Genomic DNA, 15,321 nt, shown 5'->3' with positions numbered 1-15,321 from the left:
CCTGTGCGGCGGCTCAGCCCGACCCGGCGACCCACGTCACAGCGTCAGACCGCAGCGGCCTCCGCCTGCAGCCGCTGCCACAGCGCCTCGACGTGCTCCGGCCCGGTGGTGACCGCGCCGATCGCCACCCGGATCACGTACCGGCCGTCGACGACCGCGTGCGAGAGGAACGCCGAGCCCGACGCGTTGACGCGCTCCATCACCTGTCGGGTGGCCGCGTCGTCCTCCTCGGGGCCGCGGCCGGTGCGGACGCGGAGGCAGAGCAGGGCCAGCGAGCGCGGCACGGCCAGCTCGAACCGCGGGTCGGCCGCGACCCAGCGCTCCAGCTCCGCGGCGAGCGCGACGTGCCCGCGCAGGTGCGCGCGCAGCCCCTCGAGCCCGCGGGCATGGACGACGGCCCGCAGCTTGAGCGCGCGGAACCGGCGACCGAGCGGCACCTGCCAGTCCCGGTAGTCGACGACCGCGCCGGACTCGGACGCCGCGTTGCGCAGGTACTCCGGGGTCAGCGACAGCGCGGCGGGGAGCGCTGCGGCGTCACGCACCCACAGCAGCGACGCGTCGAACGCCGTGAGCAGCCACTTGTGGGCGTCGGTGCAGAACGAGTCCACGAGCTCGACGCCGTCGAGCAGGGCGCGGTGCTCCGGGCATAGTGCGGCAACCCCGGCCCACGCTGCGTCGACGTGCACCCACGCGCCGTGCCGGCGGGCGACCTCGGCGATCCGGCGGACGGGGTCGACGGTGCCGGTGGCGGTGGTGCCGATGGTCGGGCACACCAGCACAGGTCGCAGACCGGCGGCGACGTCGGCGGCCATGGCGGCGTCGAGCGCGTCGGGGGACAGCGCGTGCCCGCCCGGCGCGGCGTCGACGACGACGAGCGCGCGAGCGCCCAGCCCGGCCACCCGCACGGCCTTGGCCAGCGACGAGTGCGTCTCCGCCGAGACGTAGACGCGCTCGTCCCCGCGCACGCCGTCGGCGATCCAGCCGGGGTTCGCCCTGTGCAGCGCGGCGAGCAGCGCCACCAGCGCCGACGACGACGCGGAGTCCTCGATCGTGCCGCCGCCCCCGCCGGCGAACGTGAACGCGTCCGGCAGCGCCATCGCGGCGGCGAGCTCGTCCATCAGGTGCTGCTCGACCTCGGTGCACGCCGGCGAGGTGGCCCACAGCATCCCCTGGGCGCCGAGCCCGCCGGAGAGCATGTCGCCGAGCAGCGAGTGCAGCGACGCGTTGGCCGGGAAGTAGGCGAAGTACGAGGGCGACTGCCAGTGCGTCGACGCCGGTACCACGACCCGGTCGAGCTCGTCGAGCAGCGCGTCGAACGGCTGCGGCTGCTCCGGCAGCGGGGCCAGCGCGGACCGCACCGACCCCGGCTCCACGTGCGGTTGGACGGGGTGGGCAGCGATGCCGGCGCGGTAGTCGGCGATCCAGTCGACGACGGCGTGCGCGAGCGCGCGGAACTCCTCGGGATCGTCGCGGTCGGTCATCGGCAGAACCTGTCACACCACCGGCGCGGCCACGATGTCGGCACCGCCGTACGCCTCCCGCAGCCGGGTCTTGAGCACCTTGCCGCTCGGGTTGCGCGGCAGCGCGTCGACCAGCGCGATCTCCCGCGGGCACTTGTAGGCGGAGAGCCGTTCGCGGCAGAACTGCTCGATGTCCTCGGCCGACGGCGGGTTCGCCGGGTCGCGCGGGGCGATCACGGCCAGCGGGGTCTCGCCGTAGCGCGGGTGCGGGACGCCGATCAGCGCGACCTCGCCGACCTGCGGGTGGGCGGCGAGCACGTTCTCCACCTCGGCGCAGTAGATGTTCTCCCCGCCGGAGATGATCATGTCCTTCTTGCGGTCGACCACGTACAGGTAGCCGTCCGGGTCGGCCCGCACCAGGTCACCGGAATGGAACCAGCCGCCCGTGAACGCCGCCGCCGTCTCCTCCGGCTTGTTCCAGTAACCGCTCATCACCAGCGGACCCCGGTAGACGATCTCGCCGATCTCGCCCTGCGGCACGTCGTTCATGTCGTCGTCGACGATGCGGACCTCGACGTTGAGCATCGGCTGCCCGATCGACCCGATCTTGGTGATCGAGTCCTCGCCGCGCAGGATGCAGGTGACCGGGCTGCACTCGGTCTGCCCGAACGCCGTGATCACCTGGGCTTGCGGGAACGTGTCGATCATCGTCCGCAGCAGCGTCGTCGACGCGGGTGCCGCACCCCACGACAGCTGCCGCAGCGCCGACAGGTCGCGCTCGGCGATGCCCGGCAGCGCGACGATCGCGGCCCACTGCGCGGGCACCATGAACGTGCTCGTGACCCGTTCCCGTTCGAGGAGGTCGACGATGTGCCCGGGATCGAATCCGCCGGACGGTGTGATGACGGTGGTGCCGCTGCGCACCAGCGTGATGTAGAAGCCGCTCACCCCGGCGATGTGGAACAGCGGCGCCCCGGACATCGAGACGGTCGGCGTCGCGTCCGAGCCGATGTGCAGCACGTTCGAGTAGGCGTGCAGCAGCAGGTTGCGGTGGGTGAGCACGGCTCCCTTGGGGCGCCCGGTGGTCCCGGACGTATACATGATGAAGGCCGGGTCCGTGTCCGGCGGGTCGAGCTCGATGGGCGCGTCCGACGCCGCGGCCAGCCGCTCCGCCCAGTCCGCATCGATCGGGACGACCGTCGAGCACGCGTGCGCCTCGGCGAGCGCCACGTCGAGGACGGGGAGGAAGCGCTCGTCGGCCACCGCGGCCACGGCGCCGCTGTCGGACAGCACGTAGGCGATCTCCGCGGCGACCATGCGGAAGTTCACCGGCACGCAGATGCCACCCAGGCGCAGCGTCGCCGCCATCGCGACCAGGAGCGCGCTGCTGTTCAGCCCCAGCACCGCGACCCGGTCCCCGCGGTGCACGCCGCCCGTCGCCAGCAGGTGCGCCAGGCGCGTGACCCGGTCGTCGAACTGCTGCCAGGTCAGCGTCTCGTCGCCGGCGCGGGTCGCCACGCCGTCCGGTGCGGTGCGCGCGAGACGCGCCACCATGTCGCTCATCGTCATGCCCGCGTGCGATGTGCCCATCACCACACCATTGCGCTCGGCCGGGCTCACGACAAGGTCGCATGATGGCCCGATGGGGACAGCGCCGGTCACCGGGGAGCGCGGCCGCCTGCGCCTGCTGCAGCTGTCGACGTTCACCAGCAACTGCGACCGGTTCGCGATCGCGCCGCTCCTCGTCGCGATCAGCCTCGACCTGCGCGTTCCGCTGGTCGCCGCAGCGGCCGTCGCCAGCGGCTACTTCCTCGCGTACGGGCTGATGCAGCCCGTGTGGGGGATCGTCAGCGACCGCATCGGGCGGGTCCGCGTGATGCGCGTGGCCCTGCTCGGCGCCGCGCTGTCCGGTGTGGTGTCGGTCGTAGCGCCGAACATCGTGGTCCTCGGGGTGTCCCGCGTGCTCGCCGGCGCGTTCTTCGCGGCCATCGTGCCGTCCACGCTCGTGTACGTGGGTGACGTGTGGCCCGTCGAGACCCGCCAGCAGCCCGTCTCCGAGATCCTCACGGCGTCGGCGCTGGGGATCGCGCTCGCCACCGTCGGCTCGGGAGTCCTGGCCGATCTCGTCGGCTGGCGAGCGGTGCCCGCTGTGACGGGCGCGGTGGCGGCCGGTCTGTGGGTGGCGCTGGCGCGGCTGCCCGAGCCGGAGCGGGAAGCGGTGACGGGCACGCCCGTGCGGTCGATCGGGCGGGTGCTGCGGTCGCGCTGGGGCCTGCTCGTCCTGCTGGTGGTCATGGTCGAGGGCTCGGTCGTGCTCGGCGTGCTCACCTACCTCGCGCCGGCCGTGCAGTCGCTCGGATTCTCGGCCGGGGTCGCGGGACTGGTCGCCGCCACGTTCGGGGTGGGCGCGCTCGGCTGCTCCCGCGTCGTGCGGGCGCTGGTGCCCCGGATCCCGCCTGCCGGGATGGCCGCGATCGGCGGGTCGTGCCTGGTGGTGGCGTGGCTGCTGCCCGTGCTCGTCGTGAGCGGGCCGACGCTCGCCCTGGCCGGCCTGCTCGTCGGCGCATCGTGGGCGTTCCTGCACACCACCCTGCAGACGTGGGCGACGGAGATGGTGCCGGGGGAGCGAGCGACCTCCGTGGCACTCTTCGCGGCCTGCCTCTTCCTCGGCAGCGCGCTCGGCGCCGCCGGGGCGGCCCCGCTGGCGGAGGCCGGGCGGTACCCGGCGCAGTTCGCCGCCTCCGCCCTGGTGGCGGTGCCGGTGGCGATCACGGCGACGGTCGGCCGCCGCCGCTACGCCGCACGCACACGCTGACGTGCCCGCGCACATGCCGGAACATGTGCGCGGGCACGCGGAGGTGTGCGTCAGGCCGCCAGGGCGGGTTCCCGCTCGGCAGGAGGGGTGCTGCCGCGCAGCGGGGTCTCCCGGACCAGCAGTGCCGCCCCGATCGCCAGCACCGCCACCAGGCCGGCCGCCAGGAACGCCGTGGTGACGCCGTTGTCGACGGCCGCGGTGAACGCGTCCCGCACGGCGGCCGGCAGCTGCGCCAGCGCCGCCGGGGTGATCTGGCCGCCGGCGACCTGGGCGCCGGCCGCGTCACCGAGGTGCGCGGACAGGGTGCCCTGCAGCTGGTTCGTGTAGAACACGCCCAGCAGCGAGACGCCCAGCGAACCGCCGACCGTGCGGAAGAGCGTCGCCGCGCCGCTGGCCGCGCCGAGGTCGCGCATCGGCACGCTGTTCTGCACGACGAGCATCGTCGTCTGCATCAGCATGCCCATGCCGATCCCCAGCACCACCATGAACAGCGAGCTGGTCAGCTGCGTGGTGCCCAGCCCCATCGTCGACAGCAGCACGAGCCCGACCGTCATCGCGATCGAGCCGCCGATCAGCAGCCAGCGGTACCGCCCCGTGCGGGTCACGATCTGCCCGCCGACCAGCGACATCGTCAGCATGCCGCCCATCAGCGGCAGCAGCAGCAACCCGCTGCTCGTCGCCGAGGCGCCCTGCACGATCTGCTGGAACTGCGGCAGGTACGTGACCGCGCCGAACATCGCGAACCCGGTGAGGAACGACAGCGTCGTGGCCGCGGTGAAGCTGCGGTTGCGGAACAGGTCGAGCGACAGGATCGGCTCCACCTGGCGCCGCTCCACGCGGACGAACAGCAGGCCGGCGACGACCGCCAGCACTGCCAGCCCGATGATCTGCCACGAGCCCCACGCGTAGGTGTTGCCGCCCCAGCTGGTGAGCAGCGTGAGCGCCGAGATCGCGACGCCGAGCAGGCCGGCGCCCTTCCAGTCGATCCGGGCCTCGCGACGCACCCGCGGCAGGTCCATCGTGAACCAGGTGACGATCAGCGCGGCGATGCCCAGCGGGATGTTGATGTAGAACGCCCACCGCCAGCTGAGGTTGTCGGTGAGGTAGCCGCCGAGCAGCGGGCCGCCGATGAACGCGATCGGCATGATCGCGGCCATGAGGCCCTGGTAGCGGCCCCGCTCCCGCGGAGGGACGAGGTCGCCGATGATCGCCATCGCGCCGACCATCAGACCACCGGCACCGACGCCCTGCAGGGCGCGGAAGGCGATGAGCTGGCCCATGTCGGCGGCGAGCCCGGTGAGCGCCGAGCCCACCAGGAAGACCGCGATCGAGACCATGAAGACGCCCTTGCGCCCGTACAGGTCGCCGATCTTGGCCCAGACGGGGGTGGTGACGGCGGTGGCCAGCGCGTAGGCGGTGACCACCCAAGACAGGTGGGCGAGGCCGCCCAGCTCGCCGACGATGGTCGGCATCGCGGTGCCGACGATGGTGTTGTCGAGCATCGCGAGGAGCATCGCGATCATCAGGCCGCTCAGCGCGACGTAGACCTCGCGTTTTGATTTCACGGGTGTGTCCATCTTCTCCCCCTCTCGCCGACTGCCTTGCCGGCCGGCTAGTATCTGACTTGTCGACAGGCTAGGACGTTTACTAGCCGGCCGTCAAGCTAGTTGGCGCCAGGGAGGGCGTGGTGACGAACACAGGACGGTCGGTGACCGATGAGCGGCGCACCGACACCAGACAGCAGATCCGCATCGTCGCGATGGAGCTGTTCGCCGAGCAGGGCTACGACAAGACGTCGTTGCGCGAGATCGCGGAGCGGCTCGGGGTCACGAAGGCGGCCGTCTACTACCACTTCCGCACCAAGGAGGAGATCGTCGGCAGCCTGTTCGACGACCAGCTCGCCGGGATGGACGAGATCGTCGCGTGGGGCCGGACCCAGCCGCCCGGCCCGCAGCGCAGCCGCGATCTGGTCGAGCGCTACGCCGCGCACCTCGCCGGCTCCGGGGTGAACCCGCACATGGTGCGGTTCCTGCAGGAGAACCAGACGGCCGTGAAGTCGCTCACCTCCGCCGCGCAGATGCGCGCCCGGTTCGTGGAGCTGACCGAGCTGCTGGCCGAGCCGGACGCGTCGGTCACCGCGCTGCTCAAGACGCGGTTGGCCCTGGTCGCCGTCCACTTCGGGACCTTCGCGAAGGACGACCTGCCGGGCACCCAGGAGGAGCGGCGGGCCGCGGCGCGGCAGGTCGCACTGGAGCTGATCGGCGCCGCCGCGGCCGAGGATGGTATGAACAGTCAGACCTGACGGTTCTGCCCTTTCGAGCGGAGGAGATCGAGTTGGACATCAACGGCGGCGTCGCACTGATCACCGGAGGCGCATCCGGCCTCGGCCTGGCCACGGCGCAGACCCTCGTCGCGGCGGGGGCGAAGGTCGTGCTGGTCGACCTGCCGACCTCGGCGGGGGAGGAGCGGGCGAAGGAGCTCGGTGACGGTGCGGCGTTCGCGCCCGCCGACGTCCGTGACGAGGCCGCGATCACCGCCGCCCTCGACGTCGCGGCCGAGCTGGGCACCCTGCGCGCCGCGGTCAACTGCGCGGGCGTGGGCAACGCCGCCAAGACCGTCGGCAAGAACGGTGTGTTCCCGCTGGCCGACTTCAGCCGCGTCATCGAGATCAACCTGATCGGCACGTTCAACGTGATCCGGCTCGCCGCCGAGCGCATGGTCGCCAACGAGCCGCTCGACGGCGACCGCGGCGTCATCGTCAACACCGCCTCGGTCGCCGCGTTCGACGGGCAGATCGGCCAGGCCGCCTACTCCGCCTCCAAGGGCGGGGTGGTGGGCATGACCCTGCCGATCGCGCGCGACCTCGCGTCTGCCCAGATCCGTGTGGTGACCATCGCGCCCGGGCTGTTCGAGACCCCGCTCCTGGGCGGCCTGCCCGAGGACGTCCGCGAGGCGCTGGGGAAGCAGGTGCCGCACCCGGCGCGGCTCGGCCAGCCGGCCGAGTACGGCGCGCTGGCCGCGCACATCATCGCGAACCCGATGCTCAACGGCGAGACCATCCGCCTCGACGGCGCGATCCGCATGGCGCCGCGCTGACCCGCTGACAGCACGAAACGGCCGGCCCCCCGAACCCCTCGGGTGGCCGGCCGTTCGCGGTGTCGGACGGTCAGTGCGCCTTCTGGTAGGCCTCGATCACGTTCGCAGGCAGGCGGCCGCGGTCGGAGACGGCGAAGCCGTTCTGCTGCGCCCATTCCCGGATCGCCTGGTTCTGCTCGCGATCGCTCGTGGAACGGCTCGGACCGGCGGGGGAACGGCGTCCGCCCGTGCGCCGACCAGCCGAGACGAACGGCGCCAGGAGCTCGCGCAATCTCGCGCTATTCGCCGCGGACAGGTCGATCTCGTAGCTGCGGCCGTCGACCGCGAACTCCACCTGCTCGTCGGCCACGGAACCGTCAAGGTCGTCGATCAGTGTGACCGTGGTCTGCTTCGCCATCTGCGTGCCTTTCCCAGGGGACCGGGCACGCCGAACCACCCCGGGGGAAGGGGTGAGGATTTCGGGGCGCTGCCCGGAGCCGGACTCTTTCTCGCGGGGAGAATAGAACAGGCATGCGCTTTTTGTCGAATCTCTGTCGTTCTGCAGCGCACGTCCACCCACAGGGAACAGGGGAGATCGTCGAATCAGGTGATTCCGGCACCCGGTTCGGCCCACCACTGCTCGGGTGCGGTAAGCAGGGCGAGATCGACCCGGGCGCCCGGCCGGGGCACAGCGAGGGGGATTCCGGCGGGAGCGGCCGCGCGGGTGAGCCGTTCCACCGGTTCGGCCCACGTGTGCATCCCGAGGTCGAACGTCGCCCAGTGCACGGGGAGCAGCGCCCTGCCCGCCAGGTCGAGATGCGCCTGCACGGCCTGTTCCGGCGTCATGTGCACGTCCGGCCAGGCATCGGCGTAGGCGCCGATCGGCAGGACGGTCAGATCGAACGGCCCCAACTCGGCGCCGATTTCACGGAACGCGCTGGTGTAGCCGGTGTCGCCACCGAAGAACACGCGGTGCGCGGGCCCGGTGAGCGCCCACGACGCCCATTGCGTGCTGTTGCGGACCAGACCGCGGCCGGAGAAGTGCCGTGCCGGCGTGGCGTGCACGACGAGGTCGCCGATGCCGACCTGGCCGCCCCAGTCGAGTTCGACGATCCGTTCCGCGGGCACTCCCCAGAACCGCAGATGCGCGCCGATCCCCGGCGGCACCACGAACGGTGCGGACATCGACGTCGTCACCGCACGCACCGTCGGCAGATCGAGGTGGTCGTAATGGTCGTGGGAGATGAGCACCGCATCCACGTCGGGCAGTTCGGAAAGGGCGACCGGTGGCGGATGCAGCCGGCGCGGTCCGATGGTCGGCGACGGGGACGCCCGTTCGCCCCACATCGGATCGGTCAGCACGCGGTACCCGTCGATCTCGATGAGGACCGACGAATGGCCGTACCAGGTGACGGCGAGCGGCGCGGCGACGGCCGGCCCGGGATCGCTGACCAGCGGGATCGGGCGGGGCGGGCGGCCGCTTCCGCCGCGGTGCATCAGCACGCCGGCCACAGCGAGCGGCCGCAGCGGCGAGACCGGCTCGGTGTTGGTGAACCGGCCGTTCCGGCCGTGCGGGGACGCGTGCGCTGCGACGCGCAGGTCCGCCGCCGGAGCGCCCATGGCCGTCGGCAGGCCGCGCGCCGCACGCCGCAACCGCGCCACGCCCCGGCCGAGTCCGACCAGGGCCAGCAGCGAGGCGACGGTGCGGATCACGACGCGGCGCGGACGATCAGGCAGGAACTGCTGGCGTACGCGCAGAGCCGGCCGGCACCGTCGAACAACCGGGCCTCGGCGAGCGCGGTGCGCCCGCCCATGTGGATCACGGTGCCCTCGCACGTCACCTTGCCCGTGTCGCGGCCGAGGGCGCGGAGGAACTTCACGGTGAGGTCGAGGCTCGTGTAGCGCGCCCCGGCGGGCAGCATCGAGTGCACGGCACAGCCGGCTGCCGAGTCGAGCAGCGTGGCGTACACGCCGCCGTGCACCGAGCCGATCGGGTTGTAGTGGAACTCCGAGGGCACGAGCGAGAACACCACGCGTCCTTCCTCGACCGACTCCACGTCCATCCCGAGGGTACGGGCGATCGGTGGTGCGGGGATCTCGCCGGCCGCGATGCGGCGGAGGAACGTGATGCCGTCGACGCCGACCGCGCCGGCGGCGGTGGCCATCGGGTCGTCCCAGTCGTGGACCCGTTCGCGGACGGTGTCGGGTGCGCTCATGGAACGAGAGTAGGAACTCTGGGTTTCGTTGCGCAACGGAGGTGGGACACTAGTGTCGAACGCCATGACGGTGACCACCGAGCGGCGCGGCCCCACCCTGCTCGTCACGATCGACCGGCCGGCCCGCCGCAACGCCATCGACGCCGAGACCACGGCCGCATTGGACGCCGCGCTCAACGAGCTCGACGACGATCCCGGTCTCGCCGTCGGCGTGCTCGCGGGCACCCCGGTGGCGTTCTCGGCCGGCACCGACCTCGTCGACGGTCCCGGTGAGCCCACTGCCCGCGGAGGCAACTACGGCGTGGTCCGGCGGGCGCGGCGGACACCCCTCATCGCAGCCGTCGACGGCCTGGCGTACGGCGGCGGGTTCGAGATCGTCCTGGCCTGCGACCTCGTCGTCGCGTCCCGGGACGCCCGCTTCGCGCTGCCGGAGACGGCGAGGGGGCTGGTCGCGAACTGCGGTGCGCTGTTCCGCGCGCCGCGGGCGCTCCCGCGCAACATCGCGCTGGAGATGCTGCTGACCGGGGAACCGCTCGGCGCCGAGCGCGCGTGGTCACTGGGGCTGGTCAACCGGCTCGTGGAGCCCGGCACGGCGGTGCCGGCGGCGCTGGAGCTCGCCGAGGTGGTCGCCGCGCAGTCACCGGTCGCGCAGGCGGCGACCCTGGCCGCCGTCGCCGAGGTCGAGGCCGTGCTCGACGGGCCCGGCTGGGCGGCCACCGAACGGGCGAGCGAGCTCGCCGAATCGTCGGACGACGCGGCCGAGGGGGTCGCGGCGTTCCGGGAGAAGCGGGCGCCACGCTGGCCGGGCCGGTAGTCAGGCGGGCGGAAGGGTCACCGCGATCTCGCCGCCGAGCCGGAAGCCGTCGGCCAGCTCCAGGTCGTCGCCGCTCCAGAAGCGGCCGGGGTCGTACCAGTTCGCCTTGCGGCCGCGGGGTAGCAGACCCATGTCCTCGTAGGTCACCGCGACGACCTCCGCGCAGTACGCCGTCTCCATCGTGACCGGGTCGGCGGTGGTGGCGTCCTGGCGGCGCCGCAGGCGCAGCCGGGGCACCCGGCCGCGGATCCAGCGCCCGGCCAGCCGCGCCGTCGACGGGAACGGGGTGCCGTCCAGCCGGGCCACCGTCCGCAGCGCGGCGTCCTCGATCTCGCCCGTCATCGGGCCCTCGAGCTGACGCAACCACCCCTGCTGCCCGTAGCGGTGGCCCCACTGCAGCACCGCCGCCCGCAGGTCGTGCAGCTGCACCCCGCGCTGGTGGGTGCCCGACCACATGTCGGGCAGGCCCTTGCCCAGCTCGGCGTGCCACATCAGCGGCGGCAGGTCGTCGACCACGATCGCCATGCCCACGTGGTTGACCGGCGCGTTCGTCAGGCTGCGGATCGCGCGGTCGGCGCCGCTGTCGCCGCGGAACACCCACACGTCACCGGTGCGGGTGAGCGCACACGCCTCGTCGAGGGAGATCGACGTCACCTGCCGCGGCACGGCGGTAGGTTAGCCGCATGCGGATGTGGAAACTGCTGGGGCTCGCGGGACTCGCCGGCGTCGCCGCCACCGGCGTCGTCGTCGCCCGCGGCGAGCGCAAGCGCCGCGCCTACACCCCCGACGAGATCCGCAACCGCCTCCACGAGCGCGTGGAGCAGAGCCGCAGCTGAGGATCGCGGCCCCGGGGTGTGCGGTCCCGTCCCGCGCGAGTTGCCCCTTCCAGGTCGGCGAGTCGTCCCGATCGGGACCGCGAGTTGGCCCGATCAGGACGGCGATCACGCCGACCCGCGCGTCGCGAGCCGGGCAACTCGCTGTCCCGGGACGGGCAACTCGCCGTCCCGGGACGGGCAACTCGCCGTCCCGGGACGGGCAACTCGCCGTTCTGATCCGGGCAACTCGCGGGCGGTGGGGTGGTCAGAGGTTGGCCGTGGCCGTGTCCAGGTACTCCGCGAACTTGCGGCGGGCGGCCTCGCGGCGGGTGGGGATGTGTTCGGTCGGCACCTCGACGGGCTGGTAGCCGCGCAGGATGCGGCGGGCCACCGTCTGCTTGTGGACCTCGTCGGGGCCGTCGTAGATGCGGGCCGAGCGGGCTGAGCGGTACATCTGCTCCAGCGGCAGGTCGCCGGAGAAGCCGAGCGAGCCGTGCACCTGGATGGCGCGGTCGATGACGTCGTGCAGCACCCGCGCACCCCAGTACTTGATCATGGCGATCTCGACGCGCGCGTTGGACGCGCCGACCTGGTCCATGGTCCACGCCGCCTGCAGGGTGAGCAGCCGAGCCGCCTGCATCTCCGCCGCTGACGTGGCGACCCAGTCCTGCACCATCTGCTTCTCGGCGAGCACCGAGCCGTGCGTGTACCGGCTGACGGCCCGCTCGCACAACATGTCGAACGCCCGCCGCGACTGCCCGAGCCAGCGCATCGCGTGGTGGATCCGGCCGGGCCCGAGCCGCTGCTGGGCCAGCCGGAACCCGTCGCCCGGGTTGCCGACGAGGTTCTCGGCCGGTACCCGCACGTCGCGGTAGACGATCTCGGCGTGGCCGCCGTAGAGGTCGCCCCCGATGGCCGGATGGTCCATGACAGGGATGTCGCGCACGATCTCGACGCCCGGCGTGTCGACCGGCACGATGATCATGGACGAGCCCTGGTACGCCGAGACGTCGGGATCGGTGACGGCCATGACGATCAGGAAGTCGGCGTGCGAGGCGTTCGAGGAGAACCACTTGTGCCCGTTGATGACGTAGTCGCCACCGTCGCGCACGGCGCGGGTGGTGAGCAGGGTCGGGTCGGCCCCCGCGCCCGGCTCTGTCATCGAGAAGCAGCTGCGCAGCTCGCCCCGGAGCAGCGGGAACATCCAGCGTTCCTTCTGCTCGGGCGAGCCGCCGATGGCGAGCAGCTCGGCGTTGCCGGAGTCGGGCGCCTGGTTGCCGAAGATCCCGGGCGCGTAGGCGCACTGGCCGAGGATCTCGTGCATCAACCCCAGCTTGACCTGCCCGAACCCGCCACCGCCGAGCTCGGGCGGCAGGTGCGCGGCCCAGAGACCCTGCTCCTTCACCTGCTCCTTGAGCGGCGCGGTGATCCGCGCGTAGGTCGCGCGATCGAGGTCGAGCGTCTCCAGCGGGATGATCTCGTCGCGGACGAAGCCGCGCATCCAGTCCAGCTTCTTCTCGAACTCGGGCTCGGTGGAGAAGTCCCACGCCATCGTGACTGCACCTTTCGCGGACCGGATCGGGCCCGGCCATCGTGCATCGCGGGTGCAGCCCGGGTCGAGATCAGCTGGAGCCGGTGCTCTCCGGTGCGTCGTCGGCCCGCAGCTCCGCCTTGAGGATCCGGGCCGAGCGGCCGAGGCTGCGGGCGGCGTCGGGCAGTCGTTTCGCGCCGAAGAGTAAAGCTGCGATAATGATGACCACAGCCCAATGCCAAGGACTCAGCTCGCCCATTTCCGACACCTTCCCGGTACGACGTGATGCTGCCCGTCAGTGTGCACCCCGGCGGGCCGGATCTGATACACCGGGTGGGTGCGTTCGCGATCCGGTATCTGGCGTCTCGCCGCGTTGTCCCTGGTAGCAGGGGTGGCCGCGGCTGGAATGGCGTTTCCCGTCGTCGGTGGAATCGGTGTTCTCGCCGGCCAGGTCGGCACTTCCGCCGCCACCGTCTCCGACGATCTGCGCTCGGGCGTGACGCCGGCCACGACAGTTGTCACCGATTCGGCCGGTGTGCCGCTCGCGTACCTTTACGACCAGTTCCGCATCCCTGTCCCGGGTGACCGGATCGCGCCGTCGATGAAGGCTGCGATCGTGGCCATCGAGGACCGCCGCTTCTACGACCACGGCGGCGTCGACCCCATCGGGACGGCCAGGGCGCTGGTGAACGACGCCAACGGCGGCGCGCAGCAGGGCGGTTCGACGCTGACCCAGCAGTACGTCAAGAACTACGAGCTCTACGTGGCGGCCAAGACCGATGCGGCGCGCCGGGCTGCGGTCGCGCCGAGCATCACCCGGAAGGTGAAGGAGGCGGAGCTCGCGCTCCAGCTCGACAACGAGCTGTCGAAGGCGGACATCCTCTCCCGCTACCTCGACGTCGTGTACTTCGGCCACGGCGCGTACGGCGTCGGGGCGGCCGCGAAGGTGTACTTCGACACCACCGCCGACAAGCTCACCGTTGCGCAGTCCGCGCTGCTCGCCGGCATGGTGCAGAGCCCGTCGGCGTACGACCCGGCCGAGCGTGCCGACGCGGCCAAGGCCCGTCGTGACACGGTGATCGCCGCGATGCAGCAGCAGGGTGCGATCGACGCGACGCAGGCAGCGGCCGCGACTGCGGCACCCCTCGGGACGGTCGCGCAGCCGGCCGCGCCGGGGGAGGGCTGCACGGGCGCAGGCGACGCCGGCTACTTCTGCCTCTACGTCGAGCGCTACCTGCAGTCGGCCGGGATCTCGGCGGAGCAGCTGGCGAGCGGCGGCTACACGGTGCGCACGACGCTGGACCGATCAGCCCTCACACACCTCAAGGCGGCCATCGACGCCGCCGACCCGCCGGACAACCCGCACGTCGCCGACGTGATGGCGATCGTGGCGCCGGGGCAGGACAGCCATCGGGTCGTGGCGCTCGCGGCGAACCGGCCGTTCGGCAACGGGCCCGGCCAGTCGGCGTTCGGGCTGCCGTCGGTGCCGGAGAACCTCGGCGCCGGCTCGGTCTACAAGATCTTCACCTCGGCCGCGGCGCTGGACCAGGGCGTCGCCGGCATCGACTCGATCCTCGACGTGCCGCCCAGCGGCGCGACGATGCCCAACTACGTCGACGGCGCCGGTCACCCGCTGCCGGTGCGCAACGCCGGCAACTACCCGGGGCAGCTGTCGCTCACCGACGCGCTGGCGCAGTCGCCGAACACGGCGTTCGTCGAGCTCGAGGGGCGGGTCGGTGTGCCGGCGGTCGTCGACATGGCGGTGAAGCTGGGCATGACCTCGCTCGCGCAACCTGGACCGAACGGCGGCCCGTCCATCGCCGACGTGACGAAGAAGCAGAACCAGGCGTCGTTCACGCTCGGCGTGACCCCGACCAGCGCGCTGGAGCTCGCCAACGTCGACGCGACCCTGGCCAGCCACGGCATGTGGTGCCCGCCGAACCCGATCGTCTCGGTCACCGACCGGACGGGAGCGGCCGTACCGGTGGCGGCGCAGCCGTGCACGCAGGCCGTGCCGCCCGGCCTCGCCGACACCTTGATGAACGGCCTCTCCAAGGACGACCAACCCGGCGGCACCTCGGCCGCTGCCGCGGCAGCGGCCGGCTGGAACCGCCCGATCGGCGCGAAGACCGGCACGACCCAGGAGTACAAGTCGGCGGCCTTCGTCGGTGCCACGCCGCAGCTGGCCGCCGCGGCGATCGTGTTCGACGACTCGCGTTCACCCCAGCCGATCTGCATCGGCGACCCGCCGCACCCGTGCGGCACCGGCAACATCTACGGCGGCACCGTCCCCGCGCGCACCTTCTACCCCGCCATGCAGGCGATCCTCGCCGGGCAGCCCGTCCTCCCGCTGCCCCCGCCCGATCCCACCTACCTGCACGCCCGCAACGGCAACCCGGACAACACCGCCCACGGCGACGACGGCGGTGACGGAGGTGGTGACGGCGGCGGGGAGAACGCGGACGGCGGAAACTAGGCGTCCGCTGCTGTTGCCGGCGAGTCGTGGTTCTCGTGTTGGCGAGTCGTTGTTCCCTGTCGCCGAGATGTGGATTCCGTGACGCCGCTCGGACGCGCACGGCGTGCCGATTTCGCATC

At 72.3% G+C, this 15,321-nt stretch carries 15 protein-coding genes; 6 read left to right on the top strand and 9 right to left on the bottom strand.

What is annotated here, in order from left to right; translation table 11 throughout:
* Positions 1-44: 44 nt before the first annotated feature.
* Together ACQEVB_RS28785 and ACQEVB_RS28780 are read right to left on the bottom strand one after the other, a co-directional pair.
* Complete coding sequence (locus tag ACQEVB_RS28785) at positions 45-1,481, bottom strand: aminotransferase class V-fold PLP-dependent enzyme (RefSeq protein ID WP_432977811.1); 1,437 nt, start codon at positions 1,479-1,481, stop codon at positions 45-47.
* Between the two features lie 12 nt (positions 1,482-1,493).
* On the bottom strand, positions 1,494-3,050 hold the full coding sequence (locus tag ACQEVB_RS28780; protein WP_432977808.1) for a long-chain-fatty-acid--CoA ligase: 1,557 nt from the start codon (positions 3,048-3,050) through the stop codon (positions 1,494-1,496).
* Positions 3,051-3,102: 52 nt separating this feature from the next.
* Here ACQEVB_RS28780 and ACQEVB_RS28775 point away from each other — a divergent pair, with 52 nt between their 5' ends.
* On the top strand, positions 3,103-4,275 hold the full coding sequence (locus ACQEVB_RS28775) for an MFS transporter (RefSeq protein ID WP_432977805.1): 1,173 nt from the start codon (positions 3,103-3,105) through the stop codon (positions 4,273-4,275).
* Between the two features lie 50 nt (positions 4,276-4,325).
* On the opposite strand, the gene ACQEVB_RS28770 is transcribed toward ACQEVB_RS28775, so the two are convergent.
* Positions 4,326-5,852 (bottom strand): MDR family MFS transporter, encoded by a 1,527-nt coding sequence (locus ACQEVB_RS28770; RefSeq protein WP_432977802.1) that lies wholly within the window; start codon positions 5,850-5,852, stop codon positions 4,326-4,328.
* A gap of 110 nt (positions 5,853-5,962) precedes the next feature.
* Between ACQEVB_RS28770 and ACQEVB_RS28765 the strand changes: the two genes are divergently transcribed.
* Positions 5,963-6,577 (top strand): TetR/AcrR family transcriptional regulator, encoded by a 615-nt coding sequence (locus tag ACQEVB_RS28765; RefSeq protein ID WP_432977799.1) that lies wholly within the window; start codon positions 5,963-5,965, stop codon positions 6,575-6,577.
* 32 nt (positions 6,578-6,609) lie between these two features.
* Positions 6,610-7,371: a 3-hydroxyacyl-CoA dehydrogenase gene (locus tag ACQEVB_RS28760; RefSeq protein WP_432977796.1), complete on the top strand. Its 762-nt coding sequence runs from the start codon at positions 6,610-6,612 to the stop codon at positions 7,369-7,371.
* A gap of 70 nt (positions 7,372-7,441) precedes the next feature.
* Here ACQEVB_RS28760 and ACQEVB_RS28755 read toward each other — a convergent pair whose 3' ends face one another.
* The 3 genes from ACQEVB_RS28755 to ACQEVB_RS28745 form a co-directional block, all read right to left on the bottom strand.
* Positions 7,442-7,768: a histone-like nucleoid-structuring protein Lsr2 gene (locus ACQEVB_RS28755; RefSeq protein ID WP_432977793.1), complete on the bottom strand. Its 327-nt coding sequence runs from the start codon at positions 7,766-7,768 to the stop codon at positions 7,442-7,444.
* Between the two features lie 185 nt (positions 7,769-7,953).
* A complete protein-coding gene (locus tag ACQEVB_RS28750; RefSeq protein WP_432977790.1) occupies positions 7,954-9,063 on the bottom strand; it encodes an MBL fold metallo-hydrolase in 1,110 nt (369 codons plus the stop codon).
* Complete coding sequence (locus ACQEVB_RS28745) at positions 9,060-9,566, bottom strand: PaaI family thioesterase (protein WP_432977788.1); 507 nt, start codon at positions 9,564-9,566, stop codon at positions 9,060-9,062. Before ACQEVB_RS28745 ends, ACQEVB_RS28750 begins: the two co-directional genes overlap by 4 nt.
* Before the next feature lie 64 nt (positions 9,567-9,630).
* On the opposite strand from ACQEVB_RS28745, the gene ACQEVB_RS28740 reads away from it, so the two are divergent.
* The gene (locus ACQEVB_RS28740) at positions 9,631-10,380 is read left to right on the top strand and encodes an enoyl-CoA hydratase-related protein (protein ID WP_432977785.1); all 750 of its coding nucleotides are present in this window, start codon (positions 9,631-9,633) and stop codon (positions 10,378-10,380) included.
* On the opposite strand, the gene ACQEVB_RS28735 is transcribed toward ACQEVB_RS28740, so the two are convergent.
* Entirely contained in the window at positions 10,381-11,046 is a 666-nt protein-coding gene (locus tag ACQEVB_RS28735) for a hypothetical protein (RefSeq protein WP_432977782.1), read from the bottom strand. It abuts the gene before it with no gap.
* Positions 11,047-11,063: 17 nt separating this feature from the next.
* Here ACQEVB_RS28735 and ACQEVB_RS28730 point away from each other — a divergent pair, with 17 nt between their 5' ends.
* Complete coding sequence (locus ACQEVB_RS28730) at positions 11,064-11,216, top strand: hypothetical protein (RefSeq protein ID WP_432977779.1); 153 nt, start codon at positions 11,064-11,066, stop codon at positions 11,214-11,216.
* Between the two features lie 244 nt (positions 11,217-11,460).
* Here the strand turns inward: ACQEVB_RS28730 and ACQEVB_RS28725 are convergent, their stop codons facing one another.
* Both ACQEVB_RS28725 and tatA read right to left on the bottom strand, forming a co-directional pair.
* Positions 11,461-12,747: an acyl-CoA dehydrogenase family protein gene (locus ACQEVB_RS28725; protein WP_432977776.1), complete on the bottom strand. Its 1,287-nt coding sequence runs from the start codon at positions 12,745-12,747 to the stop codon at positions 11,461-11,463.
* Positions 12,748-12,817: 70 nt separating this feature from the next.
* The gene (gene tatA / locus ACQEVB_RS28720; protein ID WP_432977773.1) at positions 12,818-12,985 is read right to left on the bottom strand and encodes a Sec-independent protein translocase subunit TatA; all 168 of its coding nucleotides are present in this window, start codon (positions 12,983-12,985) and stop codon (positions 12,818-12,820) included.
* A gap of 147 nt (positions 12,986-13,132) precedes the next feature.
* On the opposite strand from tatA, the gene ACQEVB_RS28715 reads away from it, so the two are divergent.
* A complete protein-coding gene (locus ACQEVB_RS28715; protein WP_432977770.1) occupies positions 13,133-15,202 on the top strand; it encodes a transglycosylase domain-containing protein in 2,070 nt (689 codons plus the stop codon).
* Positions 15,203-15,321: the final 119 nt, after the last annotated feature.

The sequence above is a fragment of the Pseudonocardia sp. CA-107938 genome, assembly GCF_050936315.1.
Taxonomy (GTDB): domain Bacteria; phylum Actinomycetota; class Actinomycetes; order Mycobacteriales; family Pseudonocardiaceae; genus Pseudonocardia.
Note: the sequence above shows the minus strand (reverse complement) of the source record. Positions and strands in the feature narration are given on the sequence as shown.